Source organism: Dactylosporangium sp. NPDC005555, assembly GCF_040605635.1.
Lineage (GTDB): Bacteria > Actinomycetota > Actinomycetes > Mycobacteriales > Micromonosporaceae > Dactylosporangium.
In genome coordinates, this window is sequence record NZ_JBEXDG010000022.1 from 88,825 (window position 1) to 108,970 (window position 20,146).

Sequence of the window (20,146 nt, forward strand, 5' to 3'; positions counted from 1 at the left end):
GCTTAGAGGCGGAAGACGCCGAAGTGGGGGTGCTGGTCACCTGAGCGGACGAGCGCCAGGCACATGCCCAGGACGGTGCGGGTGTCGCGGGGGTCGATGACGCCGTCGTCGTACAGGCGGCCGGACAGGAACAGCGCCGCCGACTCCTGCTCGACCTTGTGCTCGACCATGAACCGCATGGTGCGGTCCTGTTCCTCGTCGTAGGCGTGGCCCTTCGCCTCCGCCGCCTGCCGGGCGACGATGGACAGCACCCCGGCCAGCTGCTGCGGGCCCATGACCGCCGACTTGGCGTTCGGCCAGGTGAAGAGGAAGCGCGGCTCGAAGGCGCGGCCGCACATGCCGTAGTTGCCGGCGCCGTACGACGCGCCGATGTTGATCGTCAGGTGCGGAACCTTGGAGTTCGCCACCGCGTTGATCATGAGCGCGCCGTGCTTGATGATGCCGCCCTGCTCGTACTCGCTGCCGACCATGTACCCGGTCGTGTTCTGCAGGAAGAGCAGCGGTGTGCCGGCCGCGTTGGCGAGCTGGATGAACTGCGCGGCCTTCTGCGCCTCGGCGGAGAACAGCACGCCGCGGACGTTGGCGAGGATACCGATGCGGTGGCCGTGGACGGCGCCCCAGCCGGTGCACAGGGCCTGGCCGTAGGCGGGCTTGAACTCGTCGAACTCGCTGGCGTCGAGGATTCTGGCCAGGATCTCGCGGGGGTCGAACGGCACGCGGAGGTCCGCGCTCGGTATCCCCAGCAGGTCGTCGGCATCGAACTTGGGCTCGGGGCCGTAGGTTCTCGCGAGCGTTGTTCCGAAATTTCGGACACATTCCCTTGCGAGCCGGAGCGCGTCGCGTTCGTCCTCGGCGATGTAGTCCGCCAGCCCGGACTTCGAGGCGTGCATCGCCGCGCCGCCCAGCGTCTCGTCGTCGACGGTCTCGCCGGTGGCCATCTTCACCAGCGGCGGGCCGGCGAGGAACACCTTCGCCCGGTCCCGCACGAAGATCGTGTAGTCCGACATGCCGGGCACGTACGCGCCGCCGGCCGTCGCGTTGCCGAAGACCACCGCGACGGTCGGGATGCCCGCCGCCGAGAGCCGGGTCAGGTCGCGGAACGCCGCCCCGCCGGGAATGAAGATCTCCGCCTGCTGCGGCAGGTCCGCGCCGCCCGACTCGACCAGGTTGATCAGCGGCAGCCGGTTCTCGCGGGCGATCTGGCCGGCCCGCTGGGTCTTCTTCAGCGAGAACGGGTTGACCGCCCCGCCGCGGACCGTCGGGTCGTTCGCCACGATCACGCACGGCGTGCCCTCGACGATGCCGATGCCGGCGACGACGCTCGCGCCGACCGGGTAGTCGGTGCCCCACGCGGCGACCGGGCAGATCTCCAGGAACGGCGAGTCGCGGTCGACCAGCAGCTCGATCCGCTCGCGGGGCAGCAGCTTGCCGCGGGCGTGGTGCCGGGTCACGTACTTCTCGCCCCCGCCGCCGCGCGACTGCCGCAGCGCCGACTCCAGCTCGGTCAGCCGCTCCAGCATCGCCTCCCGGTTGTCCAGGTAGACGCTCCCGCGCGGGTCGATCGCACTGGTCAGGATCGGCATGCCTCTAGACCCCCAACTGCTTCGCGATGATCTCGTTCATGATCTCCGTGGTCCCGCCGCCGATACCCATGATCCGAGCGTCCCGGTAATGGCGCTCGACCTCGGTGTCGCGCAGATACCCGAGGCCACCGTGCAGCTGCACGGCCTGGTCGACGACGTGGTCGCAGGCCGCGACCGCCGTGTTCTTCGCCATCGCCACCTCCGTAACGAGTTGCTCGCCACTTGCGACACGTTCCGCGGTGTGTCGCACGTACGTGCGGGCGACGTCCACCTGCCGGGCCATCTCGGCTAGGCGGTGCCTGACCAACTGCCGGCTCGCGAGGGGACGGCCGAACGTGTGCCGGTCGCGCACCCAGGCAAGGGTCAGGTCGAGGCAACGCTGCGCGGTCGCGTAACACTGCACGGCGAGGGAGAGCCGCTCGGCCGCGAAGTGCCGCATGAGCTCGTGGAATCCGCCGACGTCGTGGGTACGAGGGACGCGGACGTCCACAAAGGACAGCTCGGCGGTGTCGGAGCAGTGCCAGCCCATCTTCTCCAGGGTCCGGGTGACGGTGAACCCCTCTGCGACCAGCAGTTTGATGCCTTCCTCGGTGCGCACCGCCGTGGTGGCGAAGTCGGCCCTGGCGCCGCTGGTGATGAAGAGCTTCGTGCCGTTGACGATGTACGAGTCGCCGTCGGCCTTCGCCGTGGTGCGGATCCCGGCGACGTCGGATCCGCCGTCGGGCTCGGTGATCGCCAGGCAGCCGATCAGCTCGCCCCGCAGGGTCGGCCGGACGAACCGGTCGATGAGGTCGCGGTCGCCGCTGCTCACGATGTGCGGCAGCGCGATGCCGTGCGTGAACAGCGCCGCGATCAGGCCCGACGAGCCGCCCGACTGGATGATCTCCTCGGTGACCACGATCGAGTCGAGCAGGTCGCCGCCCTCGCCGCCGACCTCCTCGGGGAAGCCGATGCCGAGCAGGCCGAGCTCCGCCGCCCTACGGTGCAGGTCGCGCGGGACCTCGCCGGCCCGCTCCCAGCCGTCGAGGTGCGGCACGATCTCCTTGCGGGTGAACTGCCGCACCAGGTCCCGCAGCTCGGGCTTCGCGAACGCGTCGGTCATGGGATTGGCTTCTGGTGCGCAGCACGGGGGGTGTGGGGTGGCGCAGCCCCCCTCGGAACCGCCGGCGCAGCCGGGGGAGCTGGAAACAGTTCGTCAGGGATGTCGACGACCCTGGAGCGCAGCCACTCGCCGAGCGCCTTGCCCTGCGGGTCGAAGCGGGTGCTGGCCGCGACCCCGTCGCCGAGGATCCCGTGCACCAGGAAGTTGAGCGCGCGGAGGTTCGGCAGCTCGTGCCGGCTGACGTCGCGCACCTCGGGCAGCAGCTCTTTCAGCTTGTCCTCGGTGAGTGTCTCGCGCAGCCATGCGTATGCCTCGTCGGAGCGGGCCCAGACGCCGATGTTGGCGTCGCCGCCCTTGTCGCCCGACCTGGCCCCGAACAGTGTTCCCAGCGGCATTCTCATCGGACCTCGACCTCCGTGCCGTCAGGGAGGACGGCGACCTGGTGGACGGCGTCGCGCGGCACGAACTCCGCGCGGAAGATCCCGAACGGCGTGGCGTCGCCGGGCGGGCCCGTCAAGGTCAGTCCCGGATAGGAGGCGAGGGCGAGCTCGACCGCGGCCTGCGAGAACGCGCGACCGGCCACCTTCGGGTCGGTGCTCTTGATGTGCACGGCGAGCAGCGCGCTCGCCCGCTGCTCGTCGTCGGCGTCGGGGTGGTCGGTGCGGGCCAGCTGGAACTCCAGGTCGCCTTTGATCTTCCGCCGGAGCTGACGCTCGACGAGGGCGGCCTTCTCCTCGATGTGCAGTCCACAGAGGACGAACGTCATGCTGTTGCGGAAGCCGGCGAGCGCCGGGGTGCCGATCTTCAGCGTGTCCGGCGGCGGGCTGCCCTTGACGCCGTCGACCGCGACCCGGTCGTCGCCCTGCTGGGTGAGCCGGATCGTGTCGAAGTGCGAGGTGACGTCGGGACCGAGATATTCGGGGGCGCCGATCTCGTACAGCAGCTGCGCGGTGACCGTGTCGACGGTGACGGCGCCGCCGGTGCCGGGATGCTTGGTGATGACGGACGCGCCGTCCTCGTGCAGCTCGGCGATGGGGAAGCCGGGATGGTCCAGGTCGGGCAGCTCGGTGAAGAAAGCGTAGTTGCCGCCGGTCGCCTGCGCGCCGCACTCCAGGATGTGCCCGGCCACGGTGGCGCCGGCGAGCGCGTCGAGGTCCCCGGGCCCCCAGCCGAAGTGGGCGATGCCGGGCCCGACGACCAGCGAGGCGTCGGTGACCCGGCCGGTGACCACGATGTCCGCGCCGGCCTTGAGGCACTCCGCGATGCCGGTCGCGCCGATGTACGCGCCTGCGTCGGTGGCCGTCACGTGGGCGACCTTGGCTGTTGTGATCGTTTCGATCGCCTTTCTCAGCCCGGCGGGGTTGAGGCCGCCGGCGTTGGTGACGATCTTCGTGCCCCTGTCGAGGGCGGTGCCGACGAAGCCTTCGAGCTGCCTGAGGAACGTCTTGGCGTAGCCGGTGGACGGGTCCTTCATCCGGTCCTTGGCCAGGATCAGCATGGTCAGCTCGGCGAGGTAGTCGCCGGTCAGCACGTCGAGGTGGCCGCCGTCGAGCATCTCCTGCCAGGCGGTGGCGCGGTCGCCGTAGAAGCCGGAGGCGTTGCCGATGCGGATCACTGCCGGGGCTCCCTTCTGTCCCGGGGTTGCCTTGTGTCCTGGGGTTGCCTTGTGTCCCGGGGTTGCCTTGTGTCCCGGGGTTGCCTTTTGTCTCCGGGCGGGCCGGCGAACGCCTGGGCCAGGGTCGTCCACTCGCGGGCCTCGTCGCCGGTGGCCTGCAGGGCGAGGTCCGCCGGGTTCCGGCGCTGGGTGACCAGCAGGCAGAAGTCCAGTGCCGGACCGGTGATCCTGTTCGCCGCATCTTCGGGGCCGAACGTCCACAGGTCACCGTCCACCGTGGACAGCTCGACGCGGAACGGTTGCTCCGGCGGGTTCTTGCCGTGGCTCAGGAAGCTGTGCCCGATCGTGCGGAAGCCGATGTTGGCCACGTGCCGCAGCCGTCGCGTCGGGCGGCGGTGATCCTGCGCGTCCTCACGGTCGGGGAACGTCTCGGCCACGTCCTGGCCGTGCGCCCACGTCTCCATCATCCGGCCGGTCGCGGTGGACAGCGGCGACATCGCGGTGCCGAACCAGGGGAGCTTCTCGCCCGGCGGCACCTCGCCGAGCGCCTCGGCCAGGGCGTCGCGGCCCTCCCGCCAGCGGCGCAGCAGGTCCTCGGGCGGCACGATGTTGTCCGCCGCCGCGCGGTCCACCATCGTGAACGGATCCTCGATCGCGCTCATCCGCTCGATGAAGGCGGCCGGGTCGGTCGCGGCGAGCGTGGCCACCGTGTCGGTCCAGTGCAGGTGGGCGATCTGGTGCGCGACCGTCCAGCCCTTCGCGGGCGTCGGCCGGCTCCATGCCTTGTCGTCCAGGGCCGACACGAGCCGGTCGAGCTCCCCGGACTCCTCGCGCAGGTCGGCGAGGACCTCCGCCAACGTCACCATGTCAGGCCCCCAGGATCGTCGTGAGCTGCAGCTTCCACGCTGCCAGGAGCTGGCTGCGGCGGTGGCTGTCGTCGGTGAGCAGGTTGGCCACGCCGAGGCCGCGCAGCAGGTCGAGGGTCGCCTGGACGGCCTCGCGGACGCCTGGGCGGCGCTCGTCGGCCCCGAGGACCTCGACCGTCAGGCGATGCATCTCCCGGCCGAACTCCGCCTCGATCGGCACCAGCGCGTCGCGCAGCTCCCTGTCGGTGCGGGCGGCGACCCACACCTCGAGGGCGGCGACGAACAGCGGCCCGGTGAAGGCGGTCGCCAGCATGTCCAGGACCTTGTCGAGGCGCTCGTCGCGGTCGCCGGTGAGCGCGGCGGCGTCCTTGCGGATCTCGTCGGCCCGCCGCTCGGCCAGGTGCGTGACGGCGGCCAGGACCAGGGCGGCGCGCGTGGGGTAGTGGTGTAGCTGGGCGCCGCGGGAGACCCCGGCACGCTCGGCGATGACCGTGGTCGTCGCGCCCGACCAGCCGTGCAGGACCAGGCAGTCGACCGTCGCCTCCAGCAGGCGCTGCTGGGTGGCGCGGCTGCGTTCCTGCTGCGGTGCCCTCACCCGTTCGAGGGTGCTGCCTGAAAAACAAACAGTCAAGACTGACTTTTTTGACGGCAAGCAAAAAGGCACGCGGCGGCGTGCCTTTTTGGGGTGTCTGTGCCGGACTGCTGTGCTCAGACGCGGGCGCGGCGGGCGAGGCGCTCGGGGTCCATGATGATGACGCTCTTGCCGTCGAGGCGGAGCCAGCCACGGGAGGCGAAGTCGGCGAGGGCCTTGTTGACGGTCTCGCGGGAGGCGCCGACGAGCTGCGCCATCTCCTCCTGGGTCAGGTCATGGTTGACCCGCAGGACGCCGCCGTCGCGGGTGCCGAAGCGACCCGCCATCTGCAGCAGGGTCTTCGCCACGCGACCGGGCACGTCGGTGAAGATCAGGTCGGCGAGAGCGTCGTTGGTGCGGCGCAGCCTCCTGGCCAGCACCCGCAGCAGCTGCTCGGCGATCTCGGGCCGGTTGGTCAGCCACGGGCGCAGGGCCTGCTTGCGCAGCCGGGCGAGGCGCGTGTCGAGCACGGCCGTGGCGGTCGCGGTGCGCGGACCCGGGTCGAACAGCGACAGTTCGCCGACCATGTCGCTCGGGCCCATCACGGCGATCAGGTTCTGCCGGCCGTCCGCGGCGCGGCGCCCTACCTTGATCTTGCCGGACAGCACGATGTACAGACTGTCGCCCGGCTCGCCCTCGCTGAACACGATCTCGCCCTTGCGGACGTCGATCGTCTCCATCTCTTTGGCGAGGGATTCGGCAGCCTCGGGCTCGACGCCCTGGAAAATGCCGCTGCGGGCCAGTACCTCGTCCATCGCGTCCACCTCGAATCCGTTGGCGGGTCACTCGCCATGAGCAATCACGCGAACGTCAGTTTATGCACACGCCGATAGTGTCGCGGGCGTCGGGCAGGATGCTCACGATACATGCCGACCTGCGGCGCGGCGTCCTTCAAAGGTACTGGTGACGCACCGGAACCGGACGGTCACGACGTCGCGGGGGTGCGATATGTTCGCCGCGGGGCGACTCGACCCCGCCGGTCCTTGAGTTCTGGGGTGGGAAGCGCATGACGGTCTATGGTGGTCCGCCGAGCGACCCGTCCCCTTGGCCGGACGATCGCGAGCAGCCTCCACACGATCAACCGCCGGCGCGCGGGCAGGGTTACGGCCAGCCCGGTCCTGATCCTCGCGGCGCCGACCAGCAGTGGGCTCCGGATCCGCGGGGCGCTGACGGGCGGGCTTCTGACCCGCGGGGCGCGGCGCGTGGCGATGACGGGCATTGGGCCGCCGATCCTCGGGGCGGGGCCAGGGGCGACGGGCGCCGGGGCGACTGGGGCGCGGAGCCCGGGACGGCCGCCTGGGGGTCCGACGCCGGTGCCGCCGCCTGGGGTGGCGACGGTGGGCGCGGTGCCGACCCGGCGACGGCCGCCTGGAGCGCCGACACCAGGCCGGGCGACCCTCGCGGCACGGAGCTGCGCGGCGGCGACTTCCGGGCGGCGCAGCAGCCGCCCAGCGCATGGGCCCCTGAGGACCACCGCACCCCGCAGCCTCCTCCGGGCCCGGCCTTCGGCGGCGGCGCGCAGGGCACGGCGTCGGTCCGTGGGAGCGCGTCCCCGACCGGTTCGCTGTTCGACCCGGCGCGGGGCGCCGCAACCCCCGGCCGTGACGGCGGCGGTCCCCAGGCCCGGGGCGCCGCCTCGACCTCTTCCTTCGACTCCGGGCCTCAGGCCCGCGGCAGCGCTCAGCCGACCGGGTCGATGTTCGACGCGGGCGCGCAGGGCACCGGCCCGGTCCGCGGCGGTGGCGGCGCTCAGCCGGCGGGGGCGATGTTCGACGCCGGTCCGCAGGGAGCCGCTCCGGTCCGTGGCAGCGCTCAGCCGACAGGTCCGATGTTCGACACCGGTGAGCGGGCCACGGGTCAGGTCCGTGGCAGCGCCAGGCCGGCGGGTGGCACGTATGGCGCCGCCGCAGTGCCCGCCTCCGCCCCCGATCCGACCGGCCCGGTCCGCGACACGGGCGCCTTCCAGGACGGCCCGCCGCAGGGCACGTTCCGCGACGGTGGCCCGCAGGGCACGTTCCGCGACGCGGGTCCGCAGGGCACCGGCACGTTCCGCGACGCCGGTCCGCAGGGCACCGGCACGTTCCGCGACGCGGGTCCGCAGGGCGCCTTCCGGGACGGTCCGCCGGCGCCGGGGCCGTTGCGCGAGCCGAACCCTCAGGCGACGGGCACGTTCCGGGACGCCGACCTGCAGTCCACCGGGTCGTTCCGGGACAGCGGGCCGGCCGCCGGTGGGATGTTCGCGGCCGGTGGGCCGGTGAGCGGCCCGGCGTATGGCGAAGGACCCGCGTATGGCGACGGTCCCGGCTACAACGACGGCCCGGCCGGTCCGGCCTTCGGCGCCGGGCAGGCCACGGGCCCCGTCTACGGCGGCCAGGCGACCGGCCCGGTCTACGGGGCCACGCGGGCGCCGGACCCGGGCGCGACCCGGGGACCGGAGGACCTGTTCGCGGCGCAGGCGTATCAGCCCGAGGAGCGGGCCGGGCGGCGGAAGCTGCCGCTGCCGGGGGAGAACCCACCGCCGCGGGGCGGCAACGGCCGGCGCACGGCGATCATCCTGGGCGCGATCGCGGCGCTCGTGATCGGCGCCGGGACCGCGGGGGCGGCGACGTTCCTCAGCGGCGACGACCCCGAGCCGGGCAAGAGCCAGCCGCCGGCGGTCGCGAAGCCGGGCAGCGAGGCGGCCACGCCGGGCGGGACGGCCGCGCCCGCCGGGGCCGGCGCCGGGACGGAGGTCACGATGACCGCCACCGGTGACATCGTCATGGGCATGGCGCCGGGTGGGCTGCCGCCCAACAACGGCAAGGGCTTCTTCGACCCGGTCAAGGAGTTCCTCACCGCCGACTTCCAGATGGGCAACCTGGAGCAGGTGCTGACGGAGGACACGGGCGTCGGCAAATGCTCGGCCGAGTCGGCGGGCAAGACGTGCTTCGCGTTCCGGACGCCGCCGTCGTACGTCAACAACCTCAAAGACGCCGGGTTCCACATGATGACCATGGCCAACAACCACGCCTACGACTTCGGCGAGGTCGGCTACAAGAACTCGCAGAAGGCCATGGACGGCGCCGGCATCAAGTACACCGGCTGGCCGGGGATGGTCTCCATCGGCGAGGCGAAGGGCCTGAAGATCGCGGTCGTCGGGTTCGCGTCGTACAAGTGGTCCAACCTGTGCAGCGACCTCGACGCGGCCGAGACGGTGATCAAGGAGGCCGCGACCAAGGCCGACCTCGTCGTCGTGCAGGTCCACCAGGGCGCGGAAGGCTCCGACAAGACGCACACCAAGCCTGGCACGGAGTTCTTCCTCGGCGAGAACCGGTGCGACACGATCGCGTTCGCGCACAAGGTGATCGACGCCGGCGCGGACCTGGTCGTCGGGCACGGGCCGCACGTCATGCGGGCGATGGAGTTCTACAAGGGCCGGCTCATCGCCTACAGCCTCGGCAACTTCGCCGGCTACCGCGCGCTGAGCTACAACGGCACCGTGGGCATCGGCGGAGTGCTCAAGGTGACGATGACCGGCGACGGCACGTTCAAGAGCGGCTCGCTGACCGCGACCTACATGGTGGCGCCGGGCCTGCCGAAGCCGGACCCGAAGAAGCAGGCGATCCCGTTCGTGTCCAACCTGACGAAACAGGACTTCCCGACCACAGGGGCGAAGATCGCCGCCGACGGGACCATCACCCAACCGGCGGGCGGCTGATCCGGCCGTCCACCGGCCGCCGGGCCCGAGCCGCCGTCGCACGCCGACGCTGTGCCGGCCACCGTCGCGGGGCGACGCTGTGCCAGCCACCGTCGCGGGGCGACGTATCGTCGGAGCGTGACAGAGACTGCGCTGGGGTTGAAGCGGCGTGCCCGCAGGATGGGCCGGGCACTCGCGGAGATCCATCCCGACGCGCACTGCGAGCTCGACTTCACCACTCCGCTGGAGCTCGCCGTCGCCACGATCCTGTCCGCGCAGACCACCGACGTGCGGGTCAACCAGGTGACCCCGAAGCTGTTCGCGCGCTACCCCGACGCCGCCGCCTACGCGGCGGCGGACCGCGTCGAGATGCAGGACATGCTGCAGCCGCTGGGGTTCTTCCGGAACAAGACCGACTCGCTGATGAAGCTCGGCCAGGCGCTGATCGAGCGGCACGACGGGCAGGTCCCCGGCACCCTCGACGAGCTCGTCGCGCTGCCCGGGATCGGCCGCAAGACCGCCAACGTGATCCTCGGCAACGCGTTCGACGTGCCCGGCATCACCGTCGACACGCACTTCCAGCGGCTGACCCAGCGGTGGCACTGGACCAGGGAGACCGACCCGGTGAAGATCGAGCTCGCCGTCGGGGCGCTGATCGAGCGCCGCGACTGGACCATGCTGTCCCATCGCGTGATCTTCCACGGGCGGCGCGTCTGTCACGCCCGCAAACCGGCCTGCGGCGCCTGCACGTTGCGGCGCGACTGCCCGTCGTACGGGATAGGACCGACCGACCTCGAAACGGCGCTCGCCCTGTTGAAGGGCCCCCGCGTCGCCGAGCTGACCGAGCTGGCCCTGGCCTCATGAGCCGCTTCGTCGTCGCGGCGTTGTCCACCGTTCTCGCCCTCTCCGCCTGTACCGCGGCCGCTCCAAAAGCCGATGATGTGGCCGCGGCGCCGACGGGGCCGGCGTGCCTGAGCCCGGTCGGGTCGCCGTCCCCGGCCGTCACCGGTGGCAAGCCACTGCCCGCGATGGCCGTGCGGTGCTTCGACGGCGGCCGCTACGTCGACGCCGCCCAGCTCGGTGCCGCGCCGACGATCCTCAACCTGTGGGGGTCGTACTGCGAGCCCTGCCGCACCGAGCTGCCGGCGTTCCAGCGCTTCGTGACCGCGGCCGCCGGCAAGGTCCGCGTGGTCGGTGTGGTCGTCAAGGACTCGCCCGCCCGCGCGCAGTCGGTGATCGATGACAAACAGCTCACGTTTCCGATGCTGGAGGACCGCGACCAGCAGTTCTCGATCGCGTTGAGCCAGACTGTGGGCAAACCTGTCTCCAGCGCACTGCCGGCCACCCTCTTCGTCGCACCGGGAGGACGCGTCGTTTACACGTACCAGGGAGAAGCCCTCGACGAGCAGAGGATCCGTGAGCTCACCGCCCAGCACCTCGGGATCGACGTGCCGGCGTGAGTGACCTGCCCGACTGGATCGAGCCGCTCCTGACCCGCCTCCGGGACACCGAGGCGGGCGACTTCACGCGGCTGCCCACACCCGAAGGCGAGGGGCAGCGGCAGAGCGCGGTCCTGGTCCTCTTCGGCGAGCAGCCGGACAGCGGCCCCGACATCCTGCTGCTCCAGCGGGCCGCGACGATGCGGAACCATGCCGGGCAGCCCGCGTTTCCGGGCGGGGCGGTCGACCCCGGGGACGCCGACACGATCGCGTGCGCGCTGCGCGAGGCGGAGGAGGAGGTCGGGCTCGACCCGGCCAGCGTCGAGGTCGTCACGATCCTGCCGACCCTGTGGATCCCGGTGAGCAACTTCCTCGTCACGCCGGTGGTCGCGTGGTGGCGCTCGCCACACCCCGTCGGGCCGGCGGATCCGGCCGAGGTGGCCCGGGTCGAGCGGCTGCCCATCCGCGATCTCGTCGATCCGGCGAACCGTCTGCGGCTGCGTCACCCGAGCGGATGGATCGGCCCGGCGTTTCGGATACACGACATGTTGGTGTGGGGATTCACCGCCGGAGTGGTCTCCACGCTGCTGGAACTCGGCGGATGGGCGGTCGACTGGCCGACGGACCGGGTCGAGGAACTGCCGGCACCTGGTGCCGCCACCGTAGGCTGAATGCGTGTCTGGCAGCGTGATCGATATCGTCCTTGTGCTCCTCGTGGTGATGTTCGCCGTCAACGGCTACCGCCAGGGGTTCCTCGTTGGTCTGCTGTCATTCGCGGGGTTCTTCGGCGGCGCGCTGCTGGGCCTGCAGATCGGGCCACGGATAGCGGACTTCTTCGACGACGACCCGATCCGGGTCGTCGTCTCGTTGGCGGCCGTCTTCGGCCTCGCGGTCGCCGGGCAGGCCCTGGCCAGCTTCGTCGGCAACCGGCTGCGCAGCGCGATCGTCAACCGCACCGCGCAGGGCGTCGACAACGCCGGCGGCGCGGTCGTCTCCGTCGTCGCGGTGCTCGTCGTGGTCTGGCTCGTCGCCGCGCCGCTGAGCCAGTCGTCGCTGCCGTGGCTGGCCAGCTCGGTGAGCAACTCGTTCATCCTCAACGGCGTCGACAAGGTCATGCCGCAGCAGGCCGACCAGCTCTCGGCCGCGCTGCGCGACACCGTCGACACCCGCGGCTTCCCCGACGTGTTCGACGGCCTCTCGCCGACCCGCGTCCGGGAGGTCGAGGCGCCCGACCCGAAGCTCGCCGGCTCCAAGCTGGTGAAGGACTCGGAGCGGTCCGTCGTCAAGGTCCGGGGCATCGCGCAGAGCTGCTCCCGCCGCATCGAGGGCTCCGGCTTCGTCTACGCCACCGACCGTGTCATGACCAACGCCCACGTCGTCGCGGGCACCAAGTCGACCACGGTCGAGGTCAACGGCTCCCAGAAGAAGGCGGTCGTCGTCGCGTACGACCCCGACCGCGACCTCGCCGTCCTCTACGTCAAGGGGCTGAACGCGCCGGTCATGCCGTTCTCCACCAAGAAGGCCGAGACCAACGCCGACGCCATCGTGATCGGGTATCCGCTGGACGGGCCGTACAACGCGCAGTCCGCCCGCATCCGCGACCACCGCGACATCACCGGCCCCGACATCTACGAGGACGGCAAGGTCACCCGCGAGATCTACACGATCCGGGCCCTGGTCCGCAGCGGCAACTCCGGCGGCCCGCTCGTCTCTCCCGACGGCACGGTGCTCGGCGTCATCTTCGCGGCGGCCGCCGACGACCCGAACACCGGCTTCGCCATCACCGCCGCCGAGGCCGCGGTCGTCGCCGAGGCCGGGAAGTCGCACAACGATCCGACCGGCACCGGGAAGTGCGCATGACCTGCCGTTAGAAGTGTCGTGCGTGCCTGGCCCGGTGGCGGGCCAGGACCACGGCGGCGCCGACGACGAGCACCAGCAGCGTCGTTGCCAGTCCGATCGTGATGCTCGACGCCTTCTCGCTGTCCTCATCGTCCGAGGTCTGCCTGGCCCCTGCCAGCCCGGCGTCTTCGTCGGCCGGCATCGGGGCGGCGCCGCCCTCGTGCGTCGGCTGCGCGGCCGAGGCGCTGGGCCTGGCCGGCTTGCCGCTCTCCGCCTTCGGCGCCGCCGTTGTCAGCGGGTTGGTGGCCACCTCCGCCACGGGCTCGCGCAGCGCCTTGAGGGGGTCGACCTCGCCGAAGCCGAACTGGTCGTCCCGCCCCTCGGGCCCCAGATCCTTCGCCGTGCCGATCAGCCGGTTGATCACATTCGCGGCACTCATCTTCGGGTACTTCGCCCGGATCAGCGACGCGGTCGCCGCCACCAGCGGTGCGGCGAAGCTGGTGCCGGAGACCTGCCAGTACCCGCCGCCGGGCCGCGCGCCGGTCAGGTTGTCGGCGGGCGCGGTCAGCACGGTCTCGGGGCCGGTCAGCGACCCTTCCCACAGCCCGTTGCCCCCGCCGCCCTGTCCACCCGTCTCCGACGGGCTCACCGTCGGCCGCGCGCTCGGCGACGCTTTCCCGCCGCTCAGCCCGGCCACGGCGACGACGCCCGGCTCGCGGGCCGGGTACCACACCTCGTGGATCGACGGGTCCGTCGCCACGTTGCCCGTGCACGCCACCACCACGACGTCCCGCGCGGCCGCGTACCGCAGCGCGTCGGCGATCGCGTCGCTGTGCAACGCCCCGCCGAGCGACAGGTTGAGCACCCTCGCCTTGTGGTCGACGGCCCACCGGATGCCCTTGGCGACGACGCCCGGGTCGTCGTACTTGTTCAGCTTGTCGAGCACCCGTACCGGCAGGATCTTCGCCCCCGGCGCGATCCCGGCCACCCCCGCGTTGCCATCCGCCCGCCCCGCGATCAGCCCCGCGACCGTCGTGCCGTGCCCGACCGGGTCCTTGCGGCCGTCACCCCCGTCGACGAGGTCCACGCCCGGCAGCACCTGCCCCGCGAGATCGGGATGCCCCGCGTCGACCCCACTGTCCAGGACCGCCACGATGACCCCACTGCCCGTCGACACCTTCCAGGCGTCCCTCGCGTCGAGTTCGTTGAGCTGCCACTGCGTCGACCTGGCCTGATCCGCCTCAGCCGGCTGCGCCACAACCAGCCACACCAACAGCGCGAAGACCGCCGTAACAAGGCCACGGGCGGCGGCACGGGGGAGGAGGACGGGTGCGATGGCCCCATTCTGGACCGTGTTGGCGGGGTCTGTCAGCCTCCCACCCCCACACCCGGGCGATTCTTAACCAGCCCCTAAACGTCCCCTGCGAAACCGCTCCCCACCCGCCACCGCCGACGCCTTCGTCACCGGTCGCGGCCGGCCGCTGCTGACCATGCGCGGCTGGCTGCTGCGACCCGGATGGATCGCGGCAGCCCTCGTTCGCCGAGGCCGTGGGCCCGTGGGCCCGTGGGTCCGGCGACGGTCAAGTGAGGAGGCCGTAGAGGCCCAGGACGGCGCAAGCGAGTGGAATGGCTGACACCAGGCAGAGGATGTCGAGGATGTCGGCGGTGCGGCCGGCGTACGGCGACAAAGGCCGCAACGCCGCCCGCGCCCCCATCAGCGCGACAGCCAGACCGGCCCCGGCGATCAGCGAGGCCAGCACAGCCGTCGGCGGAGCGGCGAGGGCCAGGACTGTGAGCGCGCACCCACCCGAGACGAGCAGCGGAACGCGGTGCCGGACCGTGACGAACATGCGGGCCCGTAACAGCAGCGCCAGACCGGCGACGGCGACCAGGACCAGGCCGGACACGTCGCGGGAATGGGTGAGCACGGCCGCGGCCGCCGCCGCGGTCAGCCCGATGCCCAGGAGCATGCCGGTGAGCATCTCGTCGGTGCGGGCGACGGCGGCGAACACGCGGTCGCGGTCCGGCGGCGCGCCCAGCCCGGCGCCGGTCGCGGTGAGGTCGCCGGGCAGGGCGACGACGGGCATGGGCAGCTTGCCGAGGCGGATCGCGAGCAACGGCGTGCCGGCCACACCCGCGACGACGGTCGCGAGGACCGCAGCCGCGGCCGCCGCGGGCCGCAGTTGCACGGCCAGGAACGCCCCAGCGGCGCCGAGCAGAGCTGTCGTGGCCGCCGCGACGAAAAGCCGGAGCAGGTGCGCGACACCGGCGCCGGCCAGCAGCGCCGCGACGAGCAGGGCGGTGCAGGCCAGCAGCGCCCGACCCGCGGCGCCGGCGAGCGGCGGGGCGGCGAGCCAGCCGAACGCCGCCGCGAACGGCAGACCGGACGCGGCGACGGCCGCGCCGGTCAGCGCGTCGCCATAGGCCCTGGAGGCGACGGTGCCGGTGAGGGTCAGGACCAGAGCGGCGACCGCGGCGACCAGAGGCAGGTCACCGCGGACCGTTGCCACGAGCGCGACGACCAGGCCGGCGCCGGCGGCGATGAGGGCCGCCGCCCGGGTCGCGGCGGGGCTCCATGCGACGCCCTGGCGGCGGGCGCCGGCGGCGATCGCGTCGACCACGTCGTCGAACTCGAGGTCGGGCCAGCTCGCCCGGGCCGGGACCAGGTGCAGGACGGCGCCGTCGCGGACCTCCTGACCGGCGAGGCCGGTGGTGGTGGACAGGGCGGTGCCGTCACCGCGGCGCAGGAGCCAACCCCCGTGACGCTCGCCGTCGTCGGCGAGGCCGACCCCAGCGTGCTGCAACAACTCGGGCAGGAGCTCCACCAGCGGGACCGCGTCGGGCAGCGCGACGTCGACTCGCCGCTGTGGCGAACTGATCGTCACGCGGGCCAGACCGGGCGATGCTGCGGGCATGGGTCAGAGGTACCACGATCAATGGATCAATGTCGGCCCGCGATGCCGTTTTCGACGCTCTGTGAAGAACTCGTCACGCTGGATGCAACCGGCTCCCGGCACCCCCGCGCAGGTTTTACAGTCCCTGGCATGAGCACGGTCGTCGTCAATCGGTCGCCCCGGCGCCCGGCGCCCGAGATCCCGAGCGGTGAGCTGGTTGTCCAGGCACCGCCCGAGATCCCGGCCGCACCGGCGTCGCGCTGGCAGCAGATGGTCCAGGTGGTGCCGATGCTGACCGGCACCCTGGCGACCGCGCTGCTGTTCGCCGGGCGGGACGGCGGCACGTATTCGTATGTGATCGGGGCGGTGTTCGGTTTCTCCACACTCGGCATGCTGCTGACATCGGCCGGCGCGGGAGGCGGGCCGAAGAAGGCGGAGATGATGGCGGCGCGCCGCGACTATCTGCGCCACCTGGCGGCGCTGCGACGGCAGGTCCGCGACACGGCCGCCAAGCAGCGCGCCGGCCTGCACTACCGCCATCCCGATCCGGGCTCGTTGTGGTCGACGGTCGACAGTTTCCGCCTGTGGGAGCGGCGTCCGACCGACGGTGACTTCGCGGTCGTGCGGGTCGCGGTCGGCCCGCAGACCCTCGCGACGCCCCTGCACCCGCCCCTGACCGGGCCGCTGGAGGACCTCGAGCCGCTGACGGCCGGGGCGCTGCGACGGTTCCTCGACACCTGCTCGGTGGTGCCCGATCTGCCGGTGGCGCTCTCGCTGCGCAGCTTCGCAAGGGTCCACCTGAGTGCCGAGGCTCCCGATGAGGCTTCTGCCGCGTTGGTGCGAGCCATGTTGGCGCAACTGGTCGTGTTCCATGCGCCGGAAGATCTGTTGGTCGCCGTGTGCGCGGGACCGCACCGCCGCGACCGGTGGGAGTGGACGAAATGGCTGCCGCACGCCATGCATCCGACCCGCACGGACGGGGTCGGGCCGGTCCGGCTCGTCGCGGGATCGGCGGTCGAGCTGGAGGGGCTGCTCGACGACCTGCTCGCCAACCGGGGGAGGTTCGCCGCCGAGCGGGCCGCGGCGCAGCGTTCCGCGCCGCACGTCGTCGTCGTGCTCGACGGTGGTGACCTGGCCGGCAGCGGCCATCTCGGCACCACCGGAGGCGTCGACGGGGTCACTCTGATCGACCTGGACGGTGCGCCGTCGCGGCTGCCCGATCGGACCGCGATCGTGCTCGACCCGTCGGACGGGCGGCTGGTGACCACGTCGGTGGCCGCCGACGGCGACCCAGCGGGCCCCGGTGAATCCGTCGGCGTTCCCGACGGGCTGTCGAGCGCCGAGGCCGAGTCGATCGCCCGAAGGCTGGCCCCGCTTCGGTTGGCGGTCGTTGGTCGTAACGACGCCGACAATGCGAGAAGGGAAACCGGTGCGGACCTGGCGGCGTTGCTGGCGCTCGACGACCCGTGGTCGCTGGACGTGGCGAGGGCATGGGCGCCGCGCCCGCACCGCAACCGGCTGCGGGTGCCGATCGGGGTCGGACCGCAGGGGCAGCCGGTCGAGATCGACCTGAAGGAGTCCGCGCAGGACGGGATGGGGCCGCACGGGCTGCTCATCGGCGCGACCGGATCCGGCAAGTCGGAGCTGCTGCGCACGCTGGTCCTCGGCCTCGCCGCGACGCACTCGTCGGAGACGCTCAACTTCGTGCTGATCGACTTCAAGGGCGGGGCGACGTTCGCGCGGCTGGACCGGCTGCCGCACGTCGCCGCGTTCATCACCAACCTGGAGGCGGAGCTGCCGCTCGTCGACCGCATGACCGACGCGATCAACGGCGAGGTCGTGCGGCGGCAGGAGCTGCTGCGCCGCGCCGGGGACTACGACTCGGTCCGCGACTACGAGCGGGCCCGCGCCGGGGGAGCGCCGCTCGTGCCGCTGCCGAGCCTGCTGGTGATCTGCGACGAGTTCAGCGAGCTGCTGGAGGCGAAACCGGACTTCATCGACCTGTTCGTGCAGATCGGGCGGGTCGGCCGGTCGCTGGGCGTGCACCTTTTGCTGGCGTCGCAGCGGCTCGAGGAGGGCAGGCTGCGAGGGCTTGACACGCACCTGTCGTATCGGGTGGGTCTGCGGACGTTCTCGTCGCTGGAGTCGCGCACGGTGCTCGGCGTGCCCGACGCGTATGAGCTGCCGCGCTCGCCCGGGCACGGCTATCTGAAGTCGGGCACCGAGCCGCTGACCAGGTTCAAGGCGGCATATGTGTCGGGTGCCCACCACCAGCCGCGACGTCCGGGTGCGGGCGGGGGCGAGGGGCGGCGCGTGCTGGTGTATGACACACGGTTCGCCCCACCGGTCGTGCCGCGGGAAGAGCCACCCGAGCCGACCGGCACCGCTAGCCTGCTCGACATACTCGTGGACCGGCTGGCCGGGCAGGGCGTCCCCGCGCACCAGGTGTGGCTGCCGCCGCTGAGCACGTCACCGGCGCTCGACGAGCTGCTCGGCCCGGTCGTGGTCGAGGCGGGGCGCGGGCTGGGCGTCGCCGATCCGCGGCTGCGCGGGGCGTTGCGGGTGCCGGTCGCGCACGTCGACAAGCCGCTGCTGCAGCGCCGCGACGTGCTGTGGCTCCATCTCGACAGCGCGCACGGGCACGTCGCGGTCGTCGGCGGCACGCAGAGCGGCAAGTCGGTGGCGCTGCGCACACTGATCGTGGGGCTCGCGCTGACCCACACGCCCGCCGAGGTCCAGGTGTACTGCCTGGACTTCGGCGGCGGCCAGCTGCTCGGCCTGCGGGACCTGCCACACGTCGGCGGGGTCGCCGGCCGGCTCGACCGGGCCGCGGTCCGCCGCACGGTCGGCGAGGTCGCGGCGCTGCTCGGCGACCGGGAGCGGCGCTTCGCCGAGGCGGGCGTGGACAGCATGGCGACGTATCGGCGCCGGCGCGCGACGGTCAGCGCGGCCGCCACGGACGACGCATGGGGCGACGTGTTCCTGGTGATCGACGGCTGGGCGACGGTCCGCGGCGAATACGAGGACCTCGAGAGCGCGATCACCGACATCGCGACCCGCGGTCTGTCGTATGGCATCCATGTGGCCGTCTCCGCGTCACGCTGGATGGACTTCCGGCCGGCGCTGCGGGACCTGCTCGGCTCCCGGATCGAGCTGCGGCTCGGCGACGAGAGTGACTCGCTCGCGCCGCGCAAGGCCGCCGCGAACGTGCCGAGGGACTCGCCAGGCCGTGGCGTCACGTCCGACGGACTGCACCTGCTGGTGGCGCTGCCGACGCTGACCGCGGTGCCGCCCGCAGCGGCCGGGGTCCCGCCGACCGGGCCGCTTTCCGCGCCGACCGGAATCCCGCCGACCGGGGTGCCGCCGACCGTAGTCCCGCCTGCGGTGGCCGGGGTGCCGCCGACCGGGCGGCTTTCCGCGTCGACCGGGGTGCCGCCGACCGGGGTCCCGGCGGCAGGTGCGCCGACGGCGGGTGAGATGCCGCCGACGATGGCGGCGGTGCCGCCGGTGCTGGCCAGTGGTGATCAGGCTGCCCTGGTCAGAGCGGTCGCGGCGGCGTGGGACGGTCCGCCGGCGCCGCGGGTGCGGATGCTGCCGGCGCTCGTGCCGCACGCGGCCATGATCGGTGACCGGGCCGGTTCCGGCGATCCGCTCGACCTGCCGGTCGGCGTCGCCGAGTCCGACCTGCGTCCGGCCCGGGTCGACTTCGGCGCGGAGCCGCACCTGCTGGTCTTCGGCGACGCGGGGTCGGGCAAGTCGACGCTGCTGCGGGGCCTGGCCACGACGATCAGCGGCCGGTTCGCGCCGGAGGAGGCGCGGATCGTGCTCGTCGACCACCGGCGCAGCCTGCTCGGCGCCGTGAGCGGCGAACATCTCATCGGCTACGGCACCGGCGCGCAGCAGACGGAGGACCTGATCGCATCGGTGGCGTCGTACATGCAGCGGCGGCTGCCCGGGCCCGACATCACTCAGGACCAGCTGCGCAGCCGGGGCTGGTGGACCGGGCCGGAGTGCTTCGTGCTGGTCGACGACTACGACCTGGTCGCCACCGGGGCGGGCAATCCGGTCGGGCCGCTGCTGCCGTATCTCGCCCAGGCCCGCGACATCGGCCTGCACCTGGTCGTGGCCCGGCACAGCGGCGGTGCGTCACGGGCGCTGTTCGAGCCGGTGCTGCAACGGCTGCGGGAGCTGTCCTCGCCGGGCCTGCTGCTGTCCGGGGACCGGGAGGAGGGCGCCCTGCTCGGCAACGTGCGACCCGGCCCGCTGCCACCCGGCCGGGGCTGGCTGGTCACCCGCCGCGACGGTGCGCGCCTCATCCAGGTCGCACACGTCGAGGCGGACTGAGACGCAATCCAGGTCGCATACGTAGAGGCGAGCTGAAACGCACCCGGCCGCACTCCGGGCCGCCGCACCCGAAAGCGCCCTGGAAGAGGACATCCTCGCAGTGGGGGTTTCGCCGACGGGGAGTGACCGCCTGAAGATCTTCGCCGCGGTGGGCGCG

Annotated in this window: 13 protein-coding genes and 1 pseudogene; 6 read left to right on the forward strand and 8 right to left on the reverse strand. The window is 72.4% G+C overall.

Features of this window, described 5'->3' with window-relative positions:
* Window positions 1-2 precede the first annotated feature (2 nt).
* The 6 genes and pseudogenes from ABZS58_RS24925 to ABZS58_RS24950 form a co-directional block, all read right to left on the reverse strand.
* A complete protein-coding gene (locus ABZS58_RS24925; RefSeq protein ID WP_354785300.1) occupies window positions 3-1,583 on the reverse strand; it encodes a carboxyl transferase domain-containing protein in 1,581 nt (526 codons plus the stop codon).
* 4 nt (window positions 1,584-1,587) lie between these two features.
* On the reverse strand, window positions 1,588-2,685 hold the full coding sequence (locus tag ABZS58_RS24930) for an acyl-CoA dehydrogenase family protein (protein ID WP_354785302.1): 1,098 nt from the start codon (window positions 2,683-2,685) through the stop codon (window positions 1,588-1,590).
* Window positions 2,682-4,240: pseudogene (locus ABZS58_RS24935) on the reverse strand (acyclic terpene utilization AtuA family protein). The gene ABZS58_RS24930 and the pseudogene ABZS58_RS24935 overlap by 4 nt, the downstream one beginning before the upstream one ends.
* 56 nt (window positions 4,241-4,296) lie before the next feature.
* Window positions 4,297-5,166 (reverse strand): TIGR03084 family metal-binding protein, encoded by an 870-nt coding sequence (locus tag ABZS58_RS24940; RefSeq protein WP_354785304.1) that lies wholly within the window; start codon window positions 5,164-5,166, stop codon window positions 4,297-4,299.
* A 1-nt stretch (window position 5,167) separates the two neighbouring features.
* The gene (locus ABZS58_RS24945; RefSeq protein ID WP_354785306.1) at window positions 5,168-5,761 is read right to left on the reverse strand and encodes a TetR/AcrR family transcriptional regulator; all 594 of its coding nucleotides are present in this window, start codon (window positions 5,759-5,761) and stop codon (window positions 5,168-5,170) included.
* 113 nt (window positions 5,762-5,874) lie between these two features.
* On the reverse strand, window positions 5,875-6,552 hold the full coding sequence (locus ABZS58_RS24950; RefSeq protein ID WP_033363643.1) for a Crp/Fnr family transcriptional regulator: 678 nt from the start codon (window positions 6,550-6,552) through the stop codon (window positions 5,875-5,877).
* Window positions 6,553-6,803: 251 nt separating this feature from the next.
* Here ABZS58_RS24950 and ABZS58_RS24955 point away from each other — a divergent pair, with 251 nt between their 5' ends.
* The 5 genes from ABZS58_RS24955 to ABZS58_RS24975 all read left to right on the forward strand — a co-directional run bounded on the left by ABZS58_RS24955 (window position 6,804) and on the right by ABZS58_RS24975 (window position 12,772).
* Window positions 6,804-9,494, forward strand: a complete 2,691-nt coding sequence (locus tag ABZS58_RS24955) for a CapA family protein (RefSeq protein WP_354785308.1) — start codon at window positions 6,804-6,806, stop codon at window positions 9,492-9,494.
* Window positions 9,495-9,653: 159 nt separating this feature from the next.
* Entirely contained in the window at window positions 9,654-10,337 is a 684-nt protein-coding gene (gene nth, locus ABZS58_RS24960) for an endonuclease III (protein ID WP_354785395.1), read from the forward strand.
* Window positions 10,334-10,933: a TlpA disulfide reductase family protein gene (locus tag ABZS58_RS24965; RefSeq protein WP_354785310.1), complete on the forward strand. Its 600-nt coding sequence runs from the start codon at window positions 10,334-10,336 to the stop codon at window positions 10,931-10,933. Before nth ends, ABZS58_RS24965 begins: the two co-directional genes overlap by 4 nt.
* Before the next feature lie 5 nt (window positions 10,934-10,938).
* A complete protein-coding gene (locus ABZS58_RS24970) occupies window positions 10,939-11,583 on the forward strand; it encodes a CoA pyrophosphatase (RefSeq protein WP_354785397.1) in 645 nt (214 codons plus the stop codon).
* A 4-nt stretch (window positions 11,584-11,587) separates the two neighbouring features.
* Window positions 11,588-12,772, forward strand: coding sequence for a MarP family serine protease (locus tag ABZS58_RS24975; RefSeq protein WP_354785312.1), 1,185 nt, complete (start codon window positions 11,588-11,590; stop codon window positions 12,770-12,772).
* A 7-nt stretch (window positions 12,773-12,779) separates the two neighbouring features.
* On the opposite strand, the gene mycP is transcribed toward ABZS58_RS24975, so the two are convergent.
* Together mycP and eccD are read right to left on the reverse strand one after the other, a co-directional pair.
* Window positions 12,780-14,009 (reverse strand): type VII secretion-associated serine protease mycosin, encoded by a 1,230-nt coding sequence (gene mycP, locus ABZS58_RS24980; RefSeq protein ID WP_354785314.1) that lies wholly within the window; start codon window positions 14,007-14,009, stop codon window positions 12,780-12,782.
* A gap of 322 nt (window positions 14,010-14,331) precedes the next feature.
* Window positions 14,332-15,666: a type VII secretion integral membrane protein EccD gene (gene eccD, locus ABZS58_RS24985; RefSeq protein WP_354785316.1), complete on the reverse strand. Its 1,335-nt coding sequence runs from the start codon at window positions 15,664-15,666 to the stop codon at window positions 14,332-14,334.
* Between the two features lie 129 nt (window positions 15,667-15,795).
* Here eccD and eccCa point away from each other — a divergent pair, with 129 nt between their 5' ends.
* Entirely contained in the window at window positions 15,796-19,989 is a 4,194-nt protein-coding gene (eccCa, locus tag ABZS58_RS24990) for a type VII secretion protein EccCa (RefSeq protein ID WP_354785318.1), read from the forward strand.
* The last annotated feature ends 157 nt before the right edge of the window (window positions 19,990-20,146 follow it).

What these genes read in the sequence shown, in the direction of transcription:
- ABZS58_RS24950 (WP_033363643.1), bottom strand. Translation starts at nt 6,552, where the DNA reads ATGGACGAGGTACTGGCCCGCAGCGGCATTTTCCAGGGCGTCGAGCCC.
- ABZS58_RS24965 (WP_354785310.1), top strand. Translation starts at nt 10,334, where the DNA reads ATGAGCCGCTTCGTCGTCGCGGCGTTGTCCACCGTTCTCGCCCTCTCC.
- ABZS58_RS24925 (WP_354785300.1), bottom strand. Translation starts at nt 1,583, where the DNA reads ATGCCGATCCTGACCAGTGCGATCGACCCGCGCGGGAGCGTCTACCTG.
- eccD (WP_354785316.1), bottom strand. Translation starts at nt 15,666, where the DNA reads ATGCCCGCAGCATCGCCCGGTCTGGCCCGCGTGACGATCAGTTCGCCA.
- eccCa (WP_354785318.1), top strand. Translation starts at nt 15,796, where the DNA reads ATGAGCACGGTCGTCGTCAATCGGTCGCCCCGGCGCCCGGCGCCCGAG.
- ABZS58_RS24955 (WP_354785308.1), top strand. Translation starts at nt 6,804, where the DNA reads ATGACGGTCTATGGTGGTCCGCCGAGCGACCCGTCCCCTTGGCCGGAC.
- ABZS58_RS24930 (WP_354785302.1), bottom strand. Translation starts at nt 2,685, where the DNA reads ATGACCGACGCGTTCGCGAAGCCCGAGCTGCGGGACCTGGTGCGGCAG.
- nth (WP_354785395.1), top strand. Translation starts at nt 9,654, where the DNA reads ATGGGCCGGGCACTCGCGGAGATCCATCCCGACGCGCACTGCGAGCTC.
- ABZS58_RS24940 (WP_354785304.1), bottom strand. Translation starts at nt 5,166, where the DNA reads ATGGTGACGTTGGCGGAGGTCCTCGCCGACCTGCGCGAGGAGTCCGGG.